Genomic DNA, 19713 nt, shown 5'->3' with positions numbered 1-19713 from the left:
TCTGCTTCCAACGTACTGAGGCACCAGAAGGCCTGCCGAGCGGCCTTAGCGCAAGCAATCCTCTAACGTTTATGCAGATATTGCTATCTTTTCAGATTTACGCCGGATACAAAGAAATTTCCAGCCCAATCCCCATGGCTCCCGCACGCTGCACCAGCGCCGCCGGGAAAGCCAAAAACTGAAACCCTTCACCCCTGGCCTCTATCGCGAAATCAAGCGTAGCGATAGAGCCAGAGGGCTGCATCAACAAAGCAATATCTCCGGTATGGGTGCTGAGAAAGGCCAGCGCATCCTGCATTTGACCGGGGAAATCATCAAAATCGCATTGGCTGACCATGAAATGTGCGGCATCGCTTTCCATGCGAAATGGCTTTATCGAGGCACTTGCCAAGCACACGCCCAAGTTTGGGCCTGAGACCCGCAATACACAGCTCATCGAAAATACCTCCCTGACAATTTTTGGCTCTTTTCCGCACTGCAGCTTAACCTTCATAGAGGCTCATTTAAATCCAAAGATCATTCGCCACCGTACGCGCACCCGCCTCCCCATCCCCCGTATTCGCCACCCCACGCGGCTCGATCAGCAGCAGCTGGACCTCTTCCTGCGCAAAGGGCTTGTGCTCCACGCCTTGGGGGATGACGGCCATCTGGCCGGCCTGCAGGTTGATGGAGCGGGTGCCACCGCTGGCGTCGCGCAGGTCGATGCGCAACTCGCCGTCGAGAACGATAAAGGTCTCATCGGTGTCGCTGTGCTGGTGCCATACAAATTCGCCAGCGATCTTGACGACTTTGAACTGGTAGTCGTTCATTTCTGCGACCACGCGCGGTTGCCAGTGGCCCTGCAGCAGCGCGATCTTGTCCCGCAGATCGATGGACTGGCTTTGGCCACGGTGGGTTGGAGTGGGAGATGTTTGGATAGGGGCTGGCATGGTGTTGCTGGATGTGTTGAAACCAGCAGCCAGCTTAAGAATGCGCAGCCCGGAAGTATTGAACGTTTGTGGGAACCGTTCAGCGGCGTGATGCATGGCGCATGACCTGCAGCCAGCGCCCCGGCGTGAGGCCAAAGGTCTTCAGAAAATGCCGTGTCATATGGCTTTGGTCGGCAAAGCCGGCATCCTGGGCGGCATCGGCCAGCGATAGGCCCGCCAGCAGCAGGCGCCGCACGGCATCGAGCCGGCGCATGGTCAGGTAGCGGTAGGGGCTGGTGCCGTAGAACATGCGGAAGTCATGGGACAGGCTCCAGCGGTCGCGGCCGGTGGCTGCTTCCAGCTCATTGAGCGCCACCACCCGGGTGGCATGGGCCAGCAGGTAGTCACGCGCGCGGCGGGCGGACTGGTAGTCGCCCTTGCCTGTAGCGCGCCGCGTGCCCGCCCCGCCTGTTGCAGCGGCCAAGGCATGGGCCAGCTGCGCCAGCGCATCGCTTTGCTCCAGCGGCTCGACGACATCGCCCACGCCTTGCAGCAAGGCCGTGGCGGCGGCCGATATCTCTGGATCGTTGGTGATGCCGCCTTCCAAAAAAGGCAGGGCGCTGCCGCCCAGAATGTCCTGGATCAGCGCAGGCTCCACATAGACCATGCGGTAGCGAAAGCCCTCGTCCGTACCCGCTTGTCCGTCATGCGCTTCGTCGGGGTGGAGCACCAGGGTGCTGCCTGCGGTGCTGTCCCGGCGCCCGCGCCGGTAGTTGAAGCTCTGCACGCCCGCCAAAGTGCGCCCTATCGCATAGGTATCGTGCCGATGCATGGCGTAGGCGCTGCCTTGGAACCAGGCCTCAATGCGCTCCAGGCTCTCTGATGGGGCACTTCGCATGACCCAATCGGTGCGCGGCAAGGCAGAGGGTCTGGGCATAAACAAGCAAAGAGAGTGGCTGAAGAAGGAGGCAAATCTGGATGGGACGTAGTGATTTTACAAACCACAGCCGTCGCCCGGTGTAGGGATTTTTCAAAGTCTGGTTGCCGCACAATAGGGCCCTGCCGCTTGCACTTGCCCATTACAGGGGCTGTTACGGCACATTGCTGTCCGCCCCACACCCCTTGTCATGCTCCACTACCACACGATTCCTGTCACCGCGTTTCAGCAAAACTGCTCCCTGGTCTGGTGCGACCAGCAGATGGAGGCCGCCGTCATCGATCCCGGTGGCGATCTGGACCGGATCGAGGCCGAGATAGAACGCCTGGGCTTGCAGCTCCAAGCCATCTGGCTCACCCATGCGCATATCGACCATGCCGGTGGCGCGGGCGAGCTGGCCGAGCAGCGCGGGCTGCCGATCATCGGCCCCCACCCGGGCGACCAGTTCTGGATTGATGGCCTGCCCCAGCAAAGCCAGATGTTTGGCTTTCCGCCCGCGCAAAGCTTTACGCCCACGCGCTGGCTGCAGGATGGCGATGCCGTCCGCATCGGGCAGGAGACGCTGCAGGTACGCCACTGCCCGGGCCACACCCCCGGCCATGTGGTCTTCCATGCACCGCAAATCACGCGCTGCTTTGTGGGCGATGTGCTGTTTGCCGGCAGCATTGGCCGTACCGATTTCCCCCAGGGCAACCACCAGCAGCTGATCGACTCCATCACCCAGCGGCTGTGGCCCATGGGCGATGCGACGGTGTTCATTCCCGGCCATGGCCCCGAGAGCAGCTTTGGCCGAGAGCGCCAAAGCAACCCCTATGTGGGCGGGACCTGAGACGCTGGGCTCAGAACGTGTTGACGATCTATTACAAGAAGAGGCTGGCGACGCGATCCCCCGTGGGGCCGCTGCGCATGGGTTGCTGCTTTGGCACACACACCCGAGGCAGCTCAGGCGCCGTGGATCTGCGTTCGTTTTATCTGCGGGCGCGCTCGTAGAGGCCTTGCACCTTGGGCACATTGGCCTGCAGGCTGGTGATGCGGTCCGGCCCGGTCGGGTGGGTCGAGAGAAAACCAATGCCTCCCTTGCCGGTCGCTGCACCCATCTTCTCCCACAGAGTCACGGCCGCTTGCGGTGCGTAGCCAGCGCGGGCGGCGATCTCCAGGCCCACCAGATCGGCATCCGATTCATCCGAGCGGCTGAACTTGAGGGTCAGCAGCTGGCCGCCCAGGTTGGCTGCAGCGGTACCCATATCGCCCAGGCCAAAAATGGCAGCTCCCAGGCGTATGCCCAGGCCCGTCGCCTGGGTCTTGGCCAGTTGCTCGCGCGAATGTTCGCGCAGCGCATGCGCCATCTCATGGCCCATGACCATCGCAATCTCATCGTCGCTGAGCTGGAGCTGGTCAATAAGGCCGGTGTAGAACACGATCTTGCCGCCGGGCATGCAAAAGGCGTTGATCTGCTTGCTGCCAATCAGGTTCACCTCCCAGCGCCAGTCCTTGGCGCGCGGGTTCCAGACCTGGGCCTGCGCAATCAGGCGCTGGGCAATCGTTTGCAGCCGCTGCAGCTGGGCATTGCCCGGCCCTGCCAGCGCGCCCTGCTGCTTGGCCTGTGCCAGCAGCTGCGCGTACTGTTCCTGGGCCGCCTGCTCCAGCGTCTCAGCGGGCACCAGCTTGCGCAGCGCCGAGGACTTGCCCACATCCACCTGGGCCCATGCGGTGCCCGCGCCAGCCACTGCAGCCCCAGCCACCAAGGTCTGCAGCCAGGCGCGGCGCCCGTGGCAGGCGCAGCTCAACAGGGGTAAAGGGTCGGGCAGCTCTGGCATTCGAACTCCAATCATGAAATCGCGATGATTGCACACCGGTTCTAGCCCCAAATATCATTTTGCTTGCCATGCCCATAAATATATTTAATAAATGAATTGCAAACAATGTTTCGCTCTGGTACAAATTGACACCTAATTACATTTTGCTTCAAAGCAAAACAGGCCCGCCCATGCCTAACCTCCGTTTTTTTGCTGCCGCGACTCTCGCGGTCGGCCTTGCCTCTGCTGCACACGCGCAGATGGACATCCCTGCTGGCTCTGAAGGCAGTCTTGGCGGAGGCAGCCAGGATGTGGGCTGCGAGGCCGTCACGATCGCAGGCACTTACGCCTTGGATGGGGGCTCGCTGCAAAACGCTGGCGCTTTCTTGATCGCCGCCGGTGGCGTTCTCGATGCCCAGGGCAGCATCCAACTGGGCTCCGACTTTCGCAACCAGGGAACCTTGAACGCAGCGGCCAGCGCCATGGTGTTTGATGGATCCTGCGCCGCACCCGGGGCCAGCATCACGGTTACAGGTGTCACCACTGTCGCCAACCTCACCCTCAGCTCCAACAACGGCCAAAGCTTTGTGCTGCCCAACGGCGCCAATATCGTGGTCACTGGCAGCCTGGTGCTGCAAGGCCAGCCTGGCCAACCGTTGCAGATCGTCACCGCTGCCGGCCAGCCCGCGACCTTCACCCTGGGTCCCGGCGCCCAGGTCAGCCAGCAGAACGTCAACCTGGTCAATGTCTACGTCGGCCCACCGCCCAGCACCGCCGCCGTACCGGTGCCGGTGTCTGGCCTGGGCTGGACGGCCAGCCTGGCCCTGCTGCTCTCGATTCTGTCTTGGGGCGCCTTGCGCTCCACCCGCATCCGCTCTTTTCTGAGAACCCAGCCATGAACCTCGTCACCTCCTTCTTCCACAGCCGTTGGCTGGCCGGCGGCATCATGGCCCTGGCTGCAAGCGCCGCCTGGTCCGCTGATACCAGCTTCAAACCGGCGGCAGGCTCGGGCTTTGTCATCAAGGGCCAGGCCAACCAAGATCTGTTCCGGGTGCAGGGCACTGGCGAGACCTATGCCCCGCCGCTGCCCAGCGCGCCGGCCACCGGCACTGAGCAGCTGTGCATGGACCCCGCCACGGGCCGTTTGCTGCGCTGTGCCGCTGGGATTGGCACAGGCGATACAGGCCCAGCCGGCCCTGTAGGCCCTCAAGGTGCTGTCGGCCCTATTGGCGCAACCGGTCCTATCGGGCCAGCCGGTCCCACCGGCGCTGTAGGTCCCACCGGTGCGGCGGGCCCCATCGGCACCACCGGCCCGGCGGGCCCTGCCGGTCCCACTGGCGCTGCTGGCCCTGTGGGCGCGACCGGCCCCATTGGTACCACCGGCCCTGTAGGCCCTGCCGGACCCGCGGGTCCCACTGGCGCTACAGGTGCGGTAGGCCCGGCCGGAGCGACCGGCGCTACTGGATCCGTGGGTCCTGCAGGACCTACTGGCAACCCAGGCGCCACCGGCGTTCAGGGTCCTGTTGGCCCCGTGGGTCCAGCAGGCCCCACAGGCGCGACCGGCGCGATTGCCGCTGTCCACACGGTCGAAGCCAGCGGCACGGGTGAGTTGTGCCAGGCAGTGGCCTGCTGCAGCGCTGGCGAGCAGGTGCTCGGAGGCGGGCATTCCGCTTCTAGCACACAACCCGGCAATGCTGCTTTCGACGTTCGCGTTTCGGTCAGTGCACCGGGCACGCCCGCCAGCTGCGGCGGCGGCGCCCGAGGCTGGTCGGTGCAGGTGCTGAACTCGTTCAAGGGCGACACCTCTTTGACTTGCAAAGCCTACGCGATTTGCGCCCCGTAAAGCCATGAGCACTGCAGCCGCTCCCTGCCTGCAAGCCCAGCCCCGCCAGGGTCTGCGCCTGCAGGGCATCACCACCATGCGCCTGCCTTGGCGCCTGGAGGTAGCAGCGGCATTGCAACAAGCCCAACAGCTGCCCGAATCCTTGTGGCGCATGCATTTCAACCAAGGCCGGCACGATGGCGGCTGGCAGGCGCTGGCCTTGCGGGCGTCAAACCAAGCGCCCTCCGACATCATGCCCATGGATGCCGACCTGGACACTTACACAGACTGCGAAGCGCTGCAGGCCTGCCCGGCCATTGCAGACATGCTGCACAGCCTGGGCCTGCAGTGGAAATCGGTGCGCCTGATGCGCCTGCAGCCCGATAGCGAGATCATGGAGCATACGGATGCAGGCCTGTGCGCCGCCCAGGGCGATGCCCGGCTGCACATCCCCCTGCAAACCGAAGAGAAGGTGTTTTTCCATCTGGGTGGCCAGCGCGTACCCATGCGCGTGGGTGAGTGCTGGTACACCGATGTCTCCCTGCCCCACCGCGTGCGCAACCGCAGCGGCAAGGCACGCATCCACCTGGTGGCCGATGCGCTGGTCGACGAGCGCCTGGCGCAGGCCTTTGCCGCCGGTGACCAGGGCGAGCCAGCGCCCGATGACGGCGACCCCTGGTTGGCCTTTGCGCAGTTTCGCCAGCGCGTGTTTGCGCAAGAATCCATGGCCGATGCACTGGCAGATTGCCCGGATCTGGCGACCCTGAGCGCCCGCAGCATGGAGCTGGGCCAGGCCCAGGGCCTGGTGTTTGATGCCTCTGATGTGGAATCGGCGATGAAGGCCGGGCGCCGCGCCTGGAATGCCCAATGGATGCTCTGACACTCCAGGGCTGGCGGCCCGTTCGGCTGTACTGGGATGGGGCCCAGGTCATGGTGGACTGGGCGCGCCTGGGCGATGCCCCGCTGCGCGCACCCTTCTACCAAGAGAGCCTCAAGCCGCTGCTCAGCACCCCGTTCAACCAGGCCTTTCGCCGCCAGACGCCGCTGAATACGCTGCTGGCCTGGCATGCCCAGTCGCCGGGAATCGCGCCCTGCCTGCTGGTCTTCCATGTCTCGCGCTGCGGCTCCACCTTGTTCCCCCAGGCCCTGGCGCAAAGTGCGCACCACCTGGCGATGTCCGAGCCGCCGCCAGTCGATTTTTTGCTGCGCGAAGCGCTGGTCAACGGCTGGCTCAGCCCCACGCAAGCCATTGCAGCCTTGCGCGCCTGGATGAGCGCCTGGGCCCAGCGCAGCGATGCGGCCAGCCCCGCGCTGCAATCGGCCAGCCTCAAGATCGACGCCTGGAACACCGACCAGGCCCCGCTGCTGATGCAGGCCTGGCCCCAGGCCTTGCCGGTGTTCCTCACCCGTGAGCCGCTGGCTGTGCTGGTGTCGCAAATGCAGGAGCGCGCCTTTTACCTGGTGCCTGGCGCCTTTGGCCCCAGCTTTGGCCTACCGGGCCTGAGCCTGCTGGAGCAGGCCACCATGCCGCCCGAGCAGTACTGCGCCCGCATGCTGGGCCGCATCTATGCCGACATGGCCCGCGTCGCCGATCCGGCGCAAGCGCTGGTGCTGGACCATGCCCAGCTGCCCGAGGCCATCGAGCAGCTGGTGCTGCCACGGCTGGCTTGGCAGCCCGATGCCCCTGCGATGCGCGCCCTGCGCGAGCGCCTGTCGCGCCACGGCAAACGGCCCCATGAGCCCTTTGCCCAGGACACCAATGACAAACATGCCAAGGCCAACGCCGCACTGCGCGCGCTGGCCGAGCAATGGATGGCCCCCCATTACCAGCAATTACGGGCCCGGTGCGAAGCCCATGACCGCGCAGAGACTCTCACCGAGGCCGCTATATGACCATGATCCCAAGACGCCATTTTCTCGCCTCCACCAGTGTGGCCGTCAGCACCGCAGGCGGCTGGGGCGCTGCGCAGGCGCTTGCCCCTGATGCCCTGGCCCCGAAGGCCTCCAAGGCCTGGCAACTGCTGGCCGTCGCTCCCCAGTCACACAAAGTGGCCGATCTGGGCTCGGACTACCGCCGGGGCCTGGAGCTGGGCCTGGCCCAGCGTCCCGAGGTCGCTGTACAGCTGCACTGGGTGGAGGCCCCACCCACCCCCAACCGCGCCGCCCGCAGCATCATGGCTGCGATGGATCAGCTGCCCCAGCTGCATGGTGTTGTCGGCTGGATGCCGCCCACCGTCGAAGCCAAAGTAGCCGCCCATGCGCAGCCCCTGGGCTTGCCACTGTGGGCCAGCGATACCGGCGCCGATCTGCCTGCCGCCGCCAAGCCTGGCCAGCCCCAGGCTGTCGTGCGCCATAGCCTGGACTTGTGCGGCAGCGCTGCGCAGCTGGCGCAGGCCGTTTACCAACAGCTAGGGCCTCGCGCCGTGCTGGCTGTTGGGCAGATGGAAGGCGGCTATGACTTTGTCTATAGCTTCGAGCATGCCTACCGCGCGCTAGGTGGACGGGTGCTGGCCCGCCATGTGGGTCAGCATGGACCACAAGCCGAGGAATTCGACGGCCTGCGCACTGCCATTTTTAGCCACCGGCCTGATGCCGTTGTGGCCTTGTACTCCGGCCCGCAGTTGACCCGCTTTGCCCGCTGGTGGCAGGCGCATGCCCAGTCACAAGGTGCTTGGGGACTGGCTGGTTTTCCGTGGCTGGAGGATGTACATACCGGCGGTAATACCATCACTGCTGGCACTTGGCCCAGCGCCGCTCAGGCTGAGCCGGTTTGGAAGCAACGTTTTGAGCGGGTTGGATTGCCTTGGACCGCTGCGGCCTTGCTTGGCGCCGAAGCGGGATACAGCATTGCGGCTGCATTTGATAACCCTGCTCAACAGCCCTTCGCTGCTGCGTTGCGCCAGCGTTGGCAAATGGCGGTGCGACAGGGTCCACGCGAAAGCAGTTCGCGCGATATCGCCTCGACCACCAACATGCACAACCGCCCTATGACCCCTCTTGTCAGCGGATGGCTCAACGGCTATCTGCAAACCTAACAACATCAAAGGAATCGACCATGGAACCGTTTGTAAGCCAAATCATGATGTTCGGGGGCAATTTTGCCCCACGCGGTTGGGCCTTGTGCTGGGGGCAGCAAATCGCCATCGCCCAAAATCCGGCTCTGTTCTCGTTGCTGGGGACCACCTATGGCGGCAATGGTCAGACGACCTTTGCGCTTCCTGACTTGCGTGGTCGGGTACCTGTGGGTATGGGTACAGGGCCTGGACTTGCCAATATCACTCAAGGAGAAGTTGCAGGATCTCAGAACGTCACACTGCTTGTGTCAAATCTCCCCCCTCAGAACAACCCTCTACGGGTTAGCACCTCAGCCGGCACGCTGCAAACACCGGTTGACGGCGCATTCCTTGCGCAATCTAACCAGCGAGACGCACAATTCATCGCAGGCGGTCAGCAAGGTACAACAGTCGCTTTAGGTGGAATTAACCCTGTGGGCAATGGAGTGCCGATTTCCGTCATGCAGCCCTATCTGGGCGTCAATTTCATCATCGCCCTGGAAGGCGTCTTCCCCTCGCGCAACTGAGCATTGGGCATGTCAGCAGCAGCCCGCTCAGCCGGGCCGCTTCAGATCCAAGCCCAGCGCGTTCAAATACGCCAGCACAGCCCCCAGCGCAGCCTCGGGCGCCAGACCTGCGCCTTGCAAATGCAGCTCCGGCTGCAGCGGCCGCTCATAAGGGCTGTCGATACCGGTAAAGTCGCGCAGCTCGCCACGCCGGGCGCGGGCATACAGGCCCTTGGGATCGCGTGCCTCACATACGGCCAAGGGCGTATCGACAAATACCTCGACAAAGGCGCCGGGCGCAAACAAGGCCCGCGCCTGTGCCCGGTCTGCCGCAAAGGGCGAGATGGCAGCCACGATGACCACCAGGCCCGCATCGACCATCAGCCGCGCCACATGGGCCATGCGGCGGATATTTTCTGCCCGCGCCTCGGCGCTGAATCCCAGATCGGCATTGAGCCCATGGCGCAGGTTGTCACCATCGAGCGCATAGGTATGGCAGCCGCGCTGGTGCAAGGCCCCCTCCAGCGCATGGGCCAGGCTGGTCTTGCCCGAGGCCGACAAGCCCGTGAGCCAGATGCAGCAGGGCGCATGGCCCATCAGCGCGGCGCGCTGCGCCGGCAGCACCGCTTGGCCTGGCGGAAAGATGGAGGCAGCGGAATCGGGTCGGCCGGTCATTCGGCAGGCTCCATCTTGGTAGGCTCACGGCGCATGGTCCAGTACAGCCCATCACTTGGCAGCTGCACAAAGCCCAGCCGCAGATATAAATGGCGCGCCCGGTTTTGGGGCTCCACACTCAGCGCCAGCGGCTGCCACTGCGCATCGGCGCGTTCACACAGCCAGTGCATCAGCAGGCTGCCCAGCCCTTGGCCGCGCTGCGTCGCCATCAGCGAGATATCGACCACCCGCAGTGCATCCGGGCTGTCATCCACGATCAGCCGCCCTACAGGCAGGCCATCCCGCTCGACCAGGTAATGCACCGCCTCAGGGTAGTAGCTGCGGTAGTGCTGACTTTGAAAATCAAACTGCGACTGGCAAAAGGCATCCATCGCCTCGGGGGGCCAGCCGGTGACCGCCAGCTCGTCGCTGCGCACATCGCGGTAGAGCGCGCGCAAAAACGCTGTGTCTGATGCTTGCGCCTGGCGCAGCTGCAAGCTACCCAGCCGCAGGGCCGCAGGCAGCTCAGAGTGCATGGCTGAATTGGGCTTCGTAGTACACGCCTTGTGCATCGACCCCGGTGGCGGACACCATGATCGCAAAGTCGCCCCAGTCCGCATGGCGTGCGCGGTAGGTCTGGCTGGGCAGCAAAGGCGTGGGCGGGCCCTGGAAATTGAGCCGGTATGCGGCCATGCCGGGGGCAGCGCGGCTTTGCTGCTCATAAGCCGTTACCAGCAGCGGAATCTGCTGCGTCTGGCCGGCAGTGTCCCCCGCCAGAAAGACCAGCGACTGGCCCTGGAGCTGGCTGGCCATCTCCTGCGTCAACACCCGTGACCATACGGCGTCATCCAGTTGGTAAGTGGCTTCTGGCAAGGTCATACAGGGGCAGCAAACGCAGTCCGTGGTGGCAAGAGCGCCATTCTATCGCCGGGCCTGCAGGCTGCGCCAGCGGATAAGTGACCTGGGATCAGCCTCGCATCTCCGCTTTCACGACCACCCACAGCCCCAACAACACCGCTGCCAACCCCACCCAAGCCACCCAGGGCTGGTGCTCGCCCACAATCCACACGGCCAGCACAAAGGCCGCCACCGGTTCAATCAGGCTGAGCGCTACCCCCGTGGGCCCGGAGATATGGCGCAGGCCCATCGAGAACAGCAAGTGCGCAATGCCCGAGACAACGGCGCCCAGGTAGACGACCACCAGCACGGCAGACAGGCTCCACTGCGGCAGGCCTGCATACAGCGCGGCCACCGGCAGCGCCAGCAGCGCAGCGCCGCTGAATACATAGAAGTTCACCACCTTGGGGGGCATATGGCTGACCAGGCGCTTGTTGACCAGCGCATAGCCGGCATAGGACAGCCCGGCCAGCAGGCACAGCGCCAGCCCGGGCCAGGAGACCTGGCTGCTGGCGCCCTCGCCCATCACCATGGCCACGCCGCCGGCCACGCTGACCAAGGTGCCCAGCCACCACAAGGGCGACAGTGGCGCGCGCAGCACCACCGCCTGCAGCAGGCCCGCCCAGATGGGGCTGCTGCCAATGGCCACGGCCGTGCCAACGCCCACGCCCGCCATCTGCAAGCCGGCGTAGAAGAACACGCTGTAGCCGCCAATGCCCAGTGATGCCCAGAAAAACGAGGACAGCGGCAGCCCTGCCTGGCGGGGGCGCAGCACCAGGCTGCCCGTGCTGCCGCGCCGGTCCCACAGCAGGCTCAGGCCCAAAAATGCTGCGGCCACGGCCAGCTGCGCCGCACCCACCCAAAACGGCGACAGCCCCGCCGCCCCCAGGTACTGGGCGGTGCCGCTGGTGCCCCACAGCACGCCGGCAATGGCGACCAGCGCAATACCTTGCGCAGAGGCGCTGAAAAACGAAGAACGGGCGGGAGATGCCATGCTGCTGGATGTCTGTGTCATGCCGCTATGGTGCCGCGACGGGGCCCGGGCAAATGTCGAGAAACGCTTATGCCTGCGCTGCCCAATGTACCCAACGTGCCCAGGGCATTAAGGATCGTCTGCAAGACCCTCGCCCAATGGGATGGACGCGGATCAGATTGAGACGCAAGGCGTCTTTTGCAGTCGAGCTGTAGCTATTGACAAGGAAGACAACGCAGCGGATCGCCCGAGCCCGCGTTCAGACCACGGCAGGGAGTTTTGCAGAGGGTCCTTAACCGCCCGCGCCCTTGCGCAGGCTGCGGCTGCCCACCCCGCGATCGCGCCGCAGCGCATAGGCCAGCGCGCTGGCGGTGCTGTAGCCGCAGCGCAAGGCCGTGGTCTCCAGTGGCTGGCCGGCGGCCAGCGCCTGGCTGGCCTCGGTCAGGCGCAGGTCGCGCAGCCATTGCTGGGGGGTGCTGCCGGTCAGCTCTTGCCAGCGCACATGAAAGCGCTGCGGGCTCAGGTGGGCCAGGGCTGCCAGCTGCGGGGTGCGCCAGTCACCCGCCAGATCGGCCCGCACTACAGCAGTGATGGCCTGTACATCGAGTGCGCGGCGCAGCAGCAGCGCCGGCGTTTGCTGCACCCAGGCCACATGGGCCTGGGCCACCGTCAGCGCCGAGGCATGGGTGGCCAGCCATTCGCGCGGCGGGACGGCAAAACGCCGCATCTGTGCAAAGTTCGCCCCATCGGGCACATCCACCACGGCCAGCGCGCTGCCCCGCTGGGCCAGGTAGGCGTGGGTGGCGCCCGCCGGTATCACCACGCCACTGGCGGTATCCACATAGGCGGCCTTGCCGTCTACCTCCAACTCCATGCGCCCGGCCAGCGCATACAGCAGCTGCACATGGTCATGGCTGTGCGCCTGCTGCTCGCCTTCGTAGTGGCGAACAGAGTAGTCGGGAGCCAGCAAGCGGTGGGGGGAGTGGTCGGCCATGGCAGCAGCGGTGCATCAGTGCATAGGGGCACAGTGTAGCCAAGCGGTGGCCGTTGCCGTCTGTTGCGCCGCTTGGCCAGGTCAGCAGCGCGGATCAGCGTATATTGGCGCATTGTCCGGGCTTGGCCTGGGCGTCCCTCGATTTACTGCACTGCCCCGTCCGCATGGCCGACACCTCTTCGCCCACCCCCTCGTCCGCTACCGCACCTGCTGCCCGCCGCTCCTGGGCGGACACGTTCCGCGTCTATACCGAGCCGGCCAGCCTGCGCATGCTGGCGCTGGGCTTCTCTGCCGGCCTGCCGCTGGTGCTGGTGCTGGGCACCTTGTCGTTCTGGCTGCGCAAGGCGGGGATTGACCGCAGCACCATCGGCTACCTCAGCTGGGTAGGCCTGGTCTATACCGGCAAATGGATCTGGTCGCCCTTGGTCGACCGGCTGCCGCTGCCGGGCCTCACGCGGCTGCTGGGGCGCCGGCGCAGCTGGCTGCTGCTGGCTCAGGGCCTGGTGATTGCCGGCCTGCTGGGAATGGCCTGGGTCGATCCGCAGCAAAGCCTGAACCCGGTCATCTGGTGTGCGCTGGCCGTGGCTTTTGGTTCGGCCACCCAAGATATTGCGCTCGATGCCTACCGGATCGAATCGGCCGATGCCGAACGCCAGGCCGCGCTGGTCGCCACCTACCAGACGGGCTACCGCATCGCGATGATCTGGGCCGGCGCCGGCGTGCTGTGGCTGGTGGCGCTGGGCCTGCAAGCAGGCGCGGGCGACTACCAGCGCGAGGCCTGGAGCTTTGCGTATATGGTGATGGCCGCGTCGATGCTGGTGGGCGTGGTCACCGTTCTGCTGTCGCCCGAGCCGGCGGCCAAGGCCATAACCCCCGCCCGCAATGCTGCCGAGTGGCTGCAAGAGGCGCTGGTGGCCCCGTTTGCTGACTTTATCGGCCGCTATGGCTGGAATGCGGCGCTGATCCTGGCCTTGATTGGTATCTACCGCATCTCGGATGTGGTGATGGGCATCATGGCCAACCCTTTCTATGTGGACATGGGCTACACCGAGGCCGAAGTCGCCTCGGTCAGCAAGATCTTTGGCGTCATCATGACCTTGGTGGGCGCGTTTATTGGTGGTGTGATCTCCATGCGCATCGGTGTGATGCGGGTGCTGATGCTGGGCGCCGTGCTGTCGGCCGGCAGCAACCTGCTGTTTGCCTGGCTGGCCACCCGTGGGCATGACCTGGTGGGCCTGATTGCCGTGGTCAGCGCCGACAACCTGGCCGGCGGCATTGCGTCGGCCGCCTTTATCGCCTACATGTCGAGCCTCACCAATGTGAACTACTCGGCCACCCAGTACGCGCTGTTCAGCTCGATGATGATGGCGCTGCCGAAGTGGATTGCCGGGTTCTCGGGCGTCTATGTGGACCATTTCGGCTATGCGCAGTTCTTTGTCTCCACGGCGCTGCTGGGGGTGCCGGCGCTGGTGCTGGTCTGGCTGGCCTCGCGCATCACGCCGGTGCCGGGCAGGTCATAAAGAGGTTGACAGGGCCAGGGCTGCGGTTTACCAAACTTTACGGCGGGGACAATCCGGCGCGACCCCAGCGTGCCACGATGGCCCTCTATAGCAAAATCTGCGGGTCCACCCGCCCATAACCATGACTGCCATGCATACCCACCAACTGTTGATGATCGAAGATGACGAGCGTCTGGCCAATATGGTGAGCGAGTATCTGGCCCAGTCGGGGCTGCAGGTCAGCCACATGGCCGATGGCGCCAGCGGCCTGGCGGCCTTGCAGGACCCGGCCAACGGCCAGTCGCCCGACCTGGTCATCCTCGATTTGATGCTGCCCGATCTAGACGGCCTGGAGGTCTGCCGCCGTATCCGCACCTTGAGCGGCGCCGCCGCCCAGGTGCCTATTTTGATGCTCACCGCCAAGGGCGACCCGATGGACCGCGTCATTGGCCTGGAAGTGGGCGCCGATGACTACCTGCCCAAGCCCTTTGAGCCGCGCGAGCTGCTGGCCCGCATCCGCGCCATCTTGCGCCGCCGCGTCGATGGGGGCAGCGCCGCAGCCCCCGCCAGCCAGGTGCTGCGCTTTGGCAGCCTGGAGATCGACCGCGATGCCCGCGCCGTCACCATCAGCGGCAAGGCGGCCGACCTGACCAGCTACCAGTTTGACCTGCTGGTCACCTTGGCCGAGCGGGCCGGCCGCGTGCTCAGCCGCGACCAGATCATGGAAGCCGTGCGCGGCCGCGAACTTGAAGCCTTTGACCGCTCCATCGATGTACACATGGGCCGCATCCGCGCCGCCATCGAGGCCGATGCCAAGAACCCGCGCCGCATTCTGACGGTGCGCGGCGTCGGCTACGTGTTCGCCAAACAGCAGGACTGAGGCCCCGACCTAGCGCTTCTTCCTCCGCATGCATCTGTACAAATACTTCGCCGAGCGGCTTTATCTGCGCATCTGGCTCACCGTGGTGGGCGGCGTGGCCGTGCTGATCCTGGTGATTGGCTGGGCCTGGCAAGCGGCTGCAGAGAAAAATGCCACGCCCATGCAGCCGCCCGCGCGTGAGCTGCTGATCCGCAGTGCCGATGGCACGGTGCTGCTGCATGGCGAGGCGGTGCGCCAGCCCGGCGACCCCAGCGAGCTGGTGCTCTACCTGATCGAGGACGACCAGGGCCGAGCCTACGAAATGGAGTTGCAGCGCCGCTCGGGCCGGGGTGAAGGCCACCGCCCGCCCCCGCCCAACCTGAGCCCCTGGTGGTTCTGGGTCAAGCCGCCATTTGGTTTCTTCTGGATGCTGGGCCTCATTGGCGTCGTCGTCGTCGTCGGCGTGTTCCCCATCATCCGGCGCCTGATGGGCCGGCTCGAAGCGCTGCGCAAAGGCGTCAAGCAGTTTGGCGATGGCGATCTGTCGGTGCGGCTCGATGTGCGTGGCAATGACGAGGTCAGCGATCTGGCCCAGCAGTTCAATGCCGCTGCCGCCCGCATCGAGGCGCTGGTGCAATCGCACAAATCGCTGCTGGCCAACTCCTCGCATGAGCTGCGCAGCCCCCTGACCCGTATCCGCATGGGCGTGGAGCTGATGGGCGACAAGCCCTCGCCCACCTTCAAGCAAGAGATCCAGCGCAATATTGCCGAGTTGGACCAGCTGGTCGACGAAATCCTGCTGGCAAGCCGCCTGGGCGCCCGGGAGGCGGATATGGGCGCCACCGAGATGATCGACATCATCGGCCTGTGCGCCGAAGAATGTGCGCGGGTGGAGGCCGATCTGGAAGTGGCCGACATGCATGGCGATGCCATCGAGGTGCGCGGCATTGCCAAGCTGCTGCGCCGCGCCGTGCGCAACCTGCTGGAAAACGCCCGCCGCTACTCCCAGGGCCCGATCACGCTGTTTTTGGACAAACAGGGCGCGTTTGCTGAAATCCGCGTGGCTGACCGGGGGCCGGGTGTGCCGCCTGACCAGCGTGAACGTATTTTTGAATCTTTCTACCGCATGCCCGGCGCCAGCGAACGCCATGGCGGTGTGGGCCTGGGCCTGGCCCTGGTGCGCTCGATTGCGGAACGCCATGATGGCAGCGTGCATTGCGAGGGGCGAGAAGGCGGTGGCGCGGTCTTTGTGCTGCGCCTGCCGCTGGCACCGCTGGCACGCCCGGCCTTGGCCGAAGCGCTGCCCCCGCCCAGCGTTTGACAGCCGTTCAAGCGCTTCATCCAGGGTCTCGCCGACTGGCCGAGGCCCTTTTTTATACCCGCGCGCTCAGAACGCCACGCCCGAGCGCAGCGCGATATTGGCATACGGTGTGCACTCGCCGGTACGCACCACGGCCACGGCTTGGCGGCTCATGGCCTTGAATGCTTCGTGCGAGACGCATTGCGGCGCGCTGGGCAAACCGTCCGCCTGGCGCTGCTGGTACCAGGCCGGCAGTTGCTGCTGGCCATCCAGGCATTCGTTGGCGACGATGGCGGTCTCCACCTGCAGCTCGCTGAGCACGGCCTGCAGCACCTGGTCCAAGCTCGGCACACCCCGCGCGACGGCCAGGTCCACCCGGCGTACACCGGGGGGCACCGGCAAGCCGGCATCGCCAATCACCAACATGTCGCCATGGCCCATGCCGGCGATGATCTGCGACAGCTCGATATTCAACAGCGCAGCACGCTTCATACGGGACTCCAGAGGCTGGCTTCGGTGCGGCTGGCCACCTCGGCATGAAAGGGGATGGAAGGCTGCGCGCCAGCGCGGGTGACGCAAATGCCTGCGGCACGGATGGCCCACTGCGTGGCCTCATCCAGGCTGGCACCGGAGGCCAGCTGCACGGTGAGTGCGCCCAAAAAGGTGTCGCCTGCAGCGGTGGTATCGACCGCCTGCACCTGGGGGGCACGGTGCCAGTGGGCGGGGGCTTCAGCACCCGCTGGCGAGTTCGCATCGCAGCAAACGGCGCCCTGGCTGCCCAGGGTCACCACCACCTGGCCGGTGCCCTTGGCCTGCAGCCAGCGGGCGGCACGGGCCGCGCTCTCGGGGCTGTCCACCTCGCTGCCGCTCAGTTGCGCCGCCTCGGCTTCGTTGACCACCAGCACATCGATGGCCGGCCACCAGGCATCGGGCAAGGGCTGCACCGGCGAGGGGTTGAGCACGGTTTTGCAGCCCACGGCGCGCGCGCTGCGCAAGGCCTGGTCCACCTCCTGCATGGGGGTCTCGAACTGCAGCACCACATAGGCGGCATCCTGCAGCAGCGGGCGCAGCACGGGCTCACTCACCTGCAGGCGCAGGTTGGCGCCGGGCACCACGACAATCTGGTTCTGGGCACTGTCGTCCACACTGATGACGGCCACGCCCGTGGCATCGCGCGCGCTGCGCTGCACATGCTGCACATCGATATGGTCGGCCACCAGGCCGGCCAGCAGCTGGTCGGCATAGGCGTCCTCGCCCACGCAGGACAGCAGGCTGACGGCCGCGCCCTGGCGCGCGCAGCTGACGGCCTGGTTGCCGCCCTTGCCACCCGGCACCTGGCTGAGCGACTGGCCCAGCATGGTCTCGCCGGCGCGCGGCATATGCGGCACGCGCAGCACCAGGTCCATGTTCAAACTGCCCAGCACCACGATACGGGGGGCCTGGCTCAAGATAGGCACATTCACAGGGTTTCTCCACTCACAATCGGCACGGCGGCCCGGGCCACCGCCCTGCTGCTCTCCCGGGTCACCAGGGCGGGCACCAGCAGCTGCGTCGCGGCCGCTACCGGCTCCGTGCTGCGGCCCAGCTGGATGCGCTCCAGCAGCCAGGCCAACGCCTGCTCGGCCATGGCCTGGGTGGGCTGGGCCACCGTGGTCAGCGCCGGCTGGGTGTAGCCAGCCAGTTCGATATCGTCATAACCCACCACGGCCACATCACGGGGCACCTGCAGGCCCGCCTCATGCACGGCGCGCAGCGCGCCCATGGCCATCAGGTCGTTGCAGGCAAACACGGCCGTGGGCCGGTCGGCTGGACGGTCGCGCAGCAGGCGCCGCATCGCCACATAGCCGCCATTGGCGGTGAAATCACCATGCACCAGCAGATCGGCGGGCAAGCCCACCAGCTGCAGCGCCTGGCGCCAGCCCTGCACGCGCTGCTCGCTGGATTGCAGATCCTGCGGACCGCCCAGGCAGGCAATGCGCTTGCGGCCCAGGCCCATCAGATGCTGGGTGGCCAGCATGCCGCCTTGCACATGGTCGGTCTGCACGCAGGGGCGATCCAGGCCGGCAATGGCCCGGTCGATCAGCACCATCGGCAAGGCGGTTTGCGCCAGGTGCTGCGACATCAGCGCATCATCGCTGGTCGAGGCCACGATCAGGCCATCGACCCGCTTTTGCGACAGCACATCCAGGTAGACCTGCTGGCGTCCGGCATGGTTATCGGTATTGCACAGCAGCAGCGCGTAGCCGGCGGCAAAACAGGCGTCTTCTACCGCGCGTACCAGCTCGGCAAAGTAGGGGTTGGAGTTGTCCGGCACCAGCATGCCAATGGTGTGCGTGGCATTGATCTTGAGGCTGCGCGCCACAGCGCTGGGCACATAGCCCAGGGTCTGCACCGCTTCGATCACCCGCTCCTGCGTGGCAGGCAGCACCGCGCGTGTCTTGTTGAGCACATGCGAGACGGTGGTAACGGACACGCCCGCCAGGCGTGCCACATCCTTGATACTGCTCATCACCACCGGTCAGGCCCGGTGTGCGGCACGGCGCTGGCGCACCGTATCGATGATCACGGCCACCACGATCACGGCGCCGGTGATGATGCGCTTGGCCGGCTCGCTGGCACCGATCTGGGCCAGGCCCGCTTCCAACACGGCAATGATCAGCACGCCAAAGAAGGTGGCGATCACCGAGCCGCGCCCGCCCATCAGGCTGGTGCCGCCAATCACCACGGCGGCAATCACCTGCAGCTCCATGCCGCTGCCGGCGTTGGGGTCAGCGGCCTCCAGACGGGCCGATTGCATCAGGCCGGCCAGGCCGGCGAGCAAGCCGGTCAGCGCAAACACCAGAATGCGGATAGGTCGCGGATCGATACCGGCCAGGCGCATGGCCTCTTCATTGGTGCCAATGCCGATCACATAGCGGCCAAACACGGTGCGGGTGAGCACAATCTGGCCCAGCAACACCACCACGATGGCGATGACAAAGGCGGCCGAGACGCCCTGGGCAATGGGCGCCGCCAGACCCGAGATGGCATCGCCCACATACTGGGTGCGCGAGTCGGTAACCAGGTAGGCCGCGCCGCGCAAGGCTTCGAGCATGCCCAGCGACACAATGAAGGTCGGCAGGCGCCAGGCCACCGAGATAGAACCCAGCACCGCGCCGCAAAGCAGGCCGCACAGCAAGCCCAAGGCGCCAGCGGCCCAGGGGTTGAGGCCCCAGACCAGGATGGCCTGGGCCGCCACGGCGGCCGACAGCGCCAGCACCGATCCCACCGACAGGTCAATGCCCGCCAGGATCAGCACAAAGGTCATGCCCACGGCCATCACCGCCAGTGCGGGGATCTCGTTGGCAATGGTGACAAAGGTTTCCTTGCTCCAGAAATACTCGCTCAAAAAGCTGAACAGCGCGACCATGGCGGCCAGCACCAGCAGCAGGCCCACATAGGTGCCCCAGGCCTGCATGGGGCCTGAAGACAGCTTGGGGCTGGTGGTGGCGGACGATGTGGTCGCGCTCGGCGGC

Annotated in this window: 23 protein-coding genes; 10 read left to right on the top strand and 13 right to left on the bottom strand. The window is 65.6% G+C overall.

The genetic code is table 11. The annotated features are described in order from the left end of the window. Positions 1-97 precede the first annotated feature (97 nt). The 3 genes from M2375_RS12660 to M2375_RS12650 all read right to left on the bottom strand — a co-directional run bounded on the left by M2375_RS12660 (position 98) and on the right by M2375_RS12650 (position 1845). A complete protein-coding gene (locus tag M2375_RS12660; RefSeq protein ID WP_259167570.1) occupies positions 98-493 on the bottom strand; it encodes a hypothetical protein in 396 nt (131 codons plus the stop codon). A 10-nt stretch (positions 494-503) separates the two neighbouring features. Then, positions 504-929: a cupin domain-containing protein gene (locus M2375_RS12655; RefSeq protein WP_259167568.1), complete on the bottom strand. Its 426-nt coding sequence runs from the start codon at positions 927-929 to the stop codon at positions 504-506. 79 nt (positions 930-1008) lie between these two features. Next, a complete protein-coding gene (locus tag M2375_RS12650) occupies positions 1009-1845 on the bottom strand; it encodes an AraC family transcriptional regulator (RefSeq protein ID WP_259167566.1) in 837 nt (278 codons plus the stop codon). A 190-nt stretch (positions 1846-2035) separates the two neighbouring features. Here M2375_RS12650 and M2375_RS12645 point away from each other — a divergent pair, with 190 nt between their 5' ends. Beyond that, the gene (locus tag M2375_RS12645; protein WP_259167564.1) at positions 2036-2674 is read left to right on the top strand and encodes an MBL fold metallo-hydrolase; all 639 of its coding nucleotides are present in this window, start codon (positions 2036-2038) and stop codon (positions 2672-2674) included. A 139-nt stretch (positions 2675-2813) separates the two neighbouring features. Here M2375_RS12645 and M2375_RS12640 read toward each other — a convergent pair whose 3' ends face one another. Beyond that, positions 2814-3662 (bottom strand): M48 family metallopeptidase, encoded by an 849-nt coding sequence (locus M2375_RS12640; protein WP_259167562.1) that lies wholly within the window; start codon positions 3660-3662, stop codon positions 2814-2816. 170 nt (positions 3663-3832) lie between these two features. On the opposite strand from M2375_RS12640, the gene M2375_RS12635 reads away from it, so the two are divergent. From M2375_RS12635 to M2375_RS12610, 6 genes are read left to right on the top strand one after another with little or no spacing between them, the layout of a single operon-like run. Then, positions 3833-4540 (top strand): hypothetical protein, encoded by a 708-nt coding sequence (locus tag M2375_RS12635; RefSeq protein WP_259167559.1) that lies wholly within the window; start codon positions 3833-3835, stop codon positions 4538-4540. Further along, positions 4537-5484 carry a collagen-like protein gene (locus M2375_RS22485; protein WP_310473175.1) on the top strand — a complete coding sequence of 316 codons (948 nt, stop codon included), beginning with the start codon at positions 4537-4539 and terminating at the stop codon, positions 5482-5484. The genes M2375_RS12635 and M2375_RS22485 overlap by 4 nt, the downstream gene beginning before the upstream one ends. A 4-nt stretch (positions 5485-5488) precedes the next feature. Then, positions 5489-6343: an aspartyl/asparaginyl beta-hydroxylase domain-containing protein gene (locus M2375_RS12625; protein WP_259167551.1), complete on the top strand. Its 855-nt coding sequence runs from the start codon at positions 5489-5491 to the stop codon at positions 6341-6343. Continuing rightward, the gene (locus M2375_RS12620) at positions 6331-7356 is read left to right on the top strand and encodes a sulfotransferase family protein (RefSeq protein WP_259167548.1); all 1026 of its coding nucleotides are present in this window, start codon (positions 6331-6333) and stop codon (positions 7354-7356) included. Before M2375_RS12625 ends, M2375_RS12620 begins: the two co-directional genes overlap by 13 nt. A gap of 2 nt (positions 7357-7358) precedes the next feature. Further along, positions 7359-8498 (top strand): hypothetical protein, encoded by a 1140-nt coding sequence (locus tag M2375_RS12615; RefSeq protein WP_259167547.1) that lies wholly within the window; start codon positions 7359-7361, stop codon positions 8496-8498. 20 nt (positions 8499-8518) lie between these two features. Next, a complete protein-coding gene (locus M2375_RS12610) occupies positions 8519-9043 on the top strand; it encodes a phage tail protein (RefSeq protein ID WP_259167546.1) in 525 nt (174 codons plus the stop codon). A gap of 27 nt (positions 9044-9070) precedes the next feature. On the opposite strand, the gene cysC is transcribed toward M2375_RS12610, so the two are convergent. The 5 genes from cysC to M2375_RS12585 all read right to left on the bottom strand — a co-directional run bounded on the left by cysC (position 9071) and on the right by M2375_RS12585 (position 12540). Further along, positions 9071-9697 (bottom strand): adenylyl-sulfate kinase, encoded by a 627-nt coding sequence (cysC, locus tag M2375_RS12605; protein WP_404979319.1) that lies wholly within the window; start codon positions 9695-9697, stop codon positions 9071-9073. After that, the gene (locus tag M2375_RS12600; RefSeq protein ID WP_259167544.1) at positions 9694-10212 is read right to left on the bottom strand and encodes a GNAT family N-acetyltransferase; all 519 of its coding nucleotides are present in this window, start codon (positions 10210-10212) and stop codon (positions 9694-9696) included. The genes cysC and M2375_RS12600 overlap by 4 nt, the downstream gene beginning before the upstream one ends. Then, positions 10202-10555, bottom strand: a complete 354-nt coding sequence (locus M2375_RS12595; RefSeq protein WP_259167542.1) for a DUF6916 family protein — start codon at positions 10553-10555, stop codon at positions 10202-10204. Before M2375_RS12595 ends, M2375_RS12600 begins: the two co-directional genes overlap by 11 nt. 88 nt (positions 10556-10643) lie before the next feature. After that, positions 10644-11567 carry a DMT family transporter gene (locus M2375_RS12590; protein ID WP_259167521.1) on the bottom strand — a complete coding sequence of 308 codons (924 nt, stop codon included), beginning with the start codon at positions 11565-11567 and terminating at the stop codon, positions 10644-10646. A 271-nt stretch (positions 11568-11838) separates the two neighbouring features. Further along, positions 11839-12540 (bottom strand): AraC family transcriptional regulator, encoded by a 702-nt coding sequence (locus M2375_RS12585; protein ID WP_259167511.1) that lies wholly within the window; start codon positions 12538-12540, stop codon positions 11839-11841. Positions 12541-12704: 164 nt separating this feature from the next. On the opposite strand from M2375_RS12585, the gene M2375_RS12580 reads away from it, so the two are divergent. From M2375_RS12580 to M2375_RS12570, 3 genes are all read left to right on the top strand, one after another. After that, complete coding sequence (locus tag M2375_RS12580; RefSeq protein WP_259167509.1) at positions 12705-14060, top strand: AmpG family muropeptide MFS transporter; 1356 nt, start codon at positions 12705-12707, stop codon at positions 14058-14060. Between the two features lie 130 nt (positions 14061-14190). Next, positions 14191-14919 carry a response regulator transcription factor gene (locus M2375_RS12575; protein ID WP_259167508.1) on the top strand — a complete coding sequence of 243 codons (729 nt, stop codon included), beginning with the start codon at positions 14191-14193 and terminating at the stop codon, positions 14917-14919. Positions 14920-14947: 28 nt separating this feature from the next. Next, the gene (locus M2375_RS12570) at positions 14948-16219 is read left to right on the top strand and encodes a HAMP domain-containing sensor histidine kinase (protein WP_259167503.1); all 1272 of its coding nucleotides are present in this window, start codon (positions 14948-14950) and stop codon (positions 16217-16219) included. A 66-nt stretch (positions 16220-16285) separates the two neighbouring features. Here M2375_RS12570 and rbsD read toward each other — a convergent pair whose 3' ends face one another. From rbsD to M2375_RS12550, 4 genes are read right to left on the bottom strand one after another with little or no spacing between them, the layout of a single operon-like run. Beyond that, a complete protein-coding gene (gene rbsD, locus M2375_RS12565) occupies positions 16286-16690 on the bottom strand; it encodes a D-ribose pyranase (RefSeq protein WP_259167500.1) in 405 nt (134 codons plus the stop codon). Beyond that, a complete protein-coding gene (rbsK, locus tag M2375_RS12560) occupies positions 16687-17661 on the bottom strand; it encodes a ribokinase (RefSeq protein ID WP_259167485.1) in 975 nt (324 codons plus the stop codon). The genes rbsD and rbsK overlap by 4 nt, the downstream gene beginning before the upstream one ends. Next, positions 17658-18707, bottom strand: coding sequence for a LacI family DNA-binding transcriptional regulator (locus M2375_RS12555; protein ID WP_259167484.1), 1050 nt, complete (start codon positions 18705-18707; stop codon positions 17658-17660). Before M2375_RS12555 ends, rbsK begins: the two co-directional genes overlap by 4 nt. 9 nt (positions 18708-18716) lie before the next feature. After that, the gene (locus M2375_RS12550) at positions 18717-19655 is read right to left on the bottom strand and encodes an ABC transporter permease (RefSeq protein WP_259167738.1); all 939 of its coding nucleotides are present in this window, start codon (positions 19653-19655) and stop codon (positions 18717-18719) included. Between the last annotated feature and the right edge of the window lie 58 nt (positions 19656-19713).

Origin of the sequence: Comamonas sp. BIGb0152 (genome assembly GCF_024809975.1) — a bacterium.
Classification (GTDB): Bacteria; Pseudomonadota; Gammaproteobacteria; order Burkholderiales; family Burkholderiaceae_C; genus Comamonas.
Note: the sequence above shows the minus strand (reverse complement) of the source record. Positions and strands in the feature narration are given on the sequence as shown.

What these genes read in the sequence shown, in the direction of transcription:
- M2375_RS12660 (WP_259167570.1), bottom strand. Translation starts at nt 493, where the DNA reads ATGAAGGTTAAGCTGCAGTGCGGAAAAGAGCCAAAAATTGTCAGGGAG.
- M2375_RS12655 (WP_259167568.1), bottom strand. Translation starts at nt 929, where the DNA reads ATGCCAGCCCCTATCCAAACATCTCCCACTCCAACCCACCGTGGCCAA.
- M2375_RS12650 (WP_259167566.1), bottom strand. Translation starts at nt 1,845, where the DNA reads ATGCCCAGACCCTCTGCCTTGCCGCGCACCGATTGGGTCATGCGAAGT.
- M2375_RS12645 (WP_259167564.1), top strand. Translation starts at nt 2,036, where the DNA reads ATGCTCCACTACCACACGATTCCTGTCACCGCGTTTCAGCAAAACTGC.
- M2375_RS12640 (WP_259167562.1), bottom strand. Translation starts at nt 3,662, where the DNA reads ATGCCAGAGCTGCCCGACCCTTTACCCCTGTTGAGCTGCGCCTGCCAC.
- M2375_RS12635 (WP_259167559.1), top strand. Translation starts at nt 3,833, where the DNA reads ATGCCTAACCTCCGTTTTTTTGCTGCCGCGACTCTCGCGGTCGGCCTT.
- M2375_RS22485 (WP_310473175.1), top strand. Translation starts at nt 4,537, where the DNA reads ATGAACCTCGTCACCTCCTTCTTCCACAGCCGTTGGCTGGCCGGCGGC.
- M2375_RS12625 (WP_259167551.1), top strand. Translation starts at nt 5,489, where the DNA reads ATGAGCACTGCAGCCGCTCCCTGCCTGCAAGCCCAGCCCCGCCAGGGT.
- M2375_RS12620 (WP_259167548.1), top strand. Translation starts at nt 6,331, where the DNA reads ATGGATGCTCTGACACTCCAGGGCTGGCGGCCCGTTCGGCTGTACTGG.
- M2375_RS12615 (WP_259167547.1), top strand. Translation starts at nt 7,359, where the DNA reads ATGATCCCAAGACGCCATTTTCTCGCCTCCACCAGTGTGGCCGTCAGC.
- M2375_RS12610 (WP_259167546.1), top strand. Translation starts at nt 8,519, where the DNA reads ATGGAACCGTTTGTAAGCCAAATCATGATGTTCGGGGGCAATTTTGCC.
- cysC (WP_404979319.1), bottom strand. Translation starts at nt 9,697, where the DNA reads ATGACCGGCCGACCCGATTCCGCTGCCTCCATCTTTCCGCCAGGCCAA.
- M2375_RS12600 (WP_259167544.1), bottom strand. Translation starts at nt 10,212, where the DNA reads ATGCACTCTGAGCTGCCTGCGGCCCTGCGGCTGGGTAGCTTGCAGCTG.
- M2375_RS12595 (WP_259167542.1), bottom strand. Translation starts at nt 10,555, where the DNA reads ATGACCTTGCCAGAAGCCACTTACCAACTGGATGACGCCGTATGGTCA.
- M2375_RS12590 (WP_259167521.1), bottom strand. Translation starts at nt 11,567, where the DNA reads ATGGCATCTCCCGCCCGTTCTTCGTTTTTCAGCGCCTCTGCGCAAGGT.
- M2375_RS12585 (WP_259167511.1), bottom strand. Translation starts at nt 12,540, where the DNA reads ATGGCCGACCACTCCCCCCACCGCTTGCTGGCTCCCGACTACTCTGTT.
- M2375_RS12580 (WP_259167509.1), top strand. Translation starts at nt 12,705, where the DNA reads ATGGCCGACACCTCTTCGCCCACCCCCTCGTCCGCTACCGCACCTGCT.
- M2375_RS12575 (WP_259167508.1), top strand. Translation starts at nt 14,191, where the DNA reads ATGCATACCCACCAACTGTTGATGATCGAAGATGACGAGCGTCTGGCC.
- M2375_RS12570 (WP_259167503.1), top strand. Translation starts at nt 14,948, where the DNA reads ATGCATCTGTACAAATACTTCGCCGAGCGGCTTTATCTGCGCATCTGG.
- rbsD (WP_259167500.1), bottom strand. Translation starts at nt 16,690, where the DNA reads ATGAAGCGTGCTGCGCTGTTGAATATCGAGCTGTCGCAGATCATCGCC.
- M2375_RS12555 (WP_259167484.1), bottom strand. Translation starts at nt 18,707, where the DNA reads ATGAGCAGTATCAAGGATGTGGCACGCCTGGCGGGCGTGTCCGTTACC.
- M2375_RS12550 (WP_259167738.1), bottom strand. Translation starts at nt 19,655, where the DNA reads ATGCAGGCCTGGGGCACCTATGTGGGCCTGCTGCTGGTGCTGGCCGCC.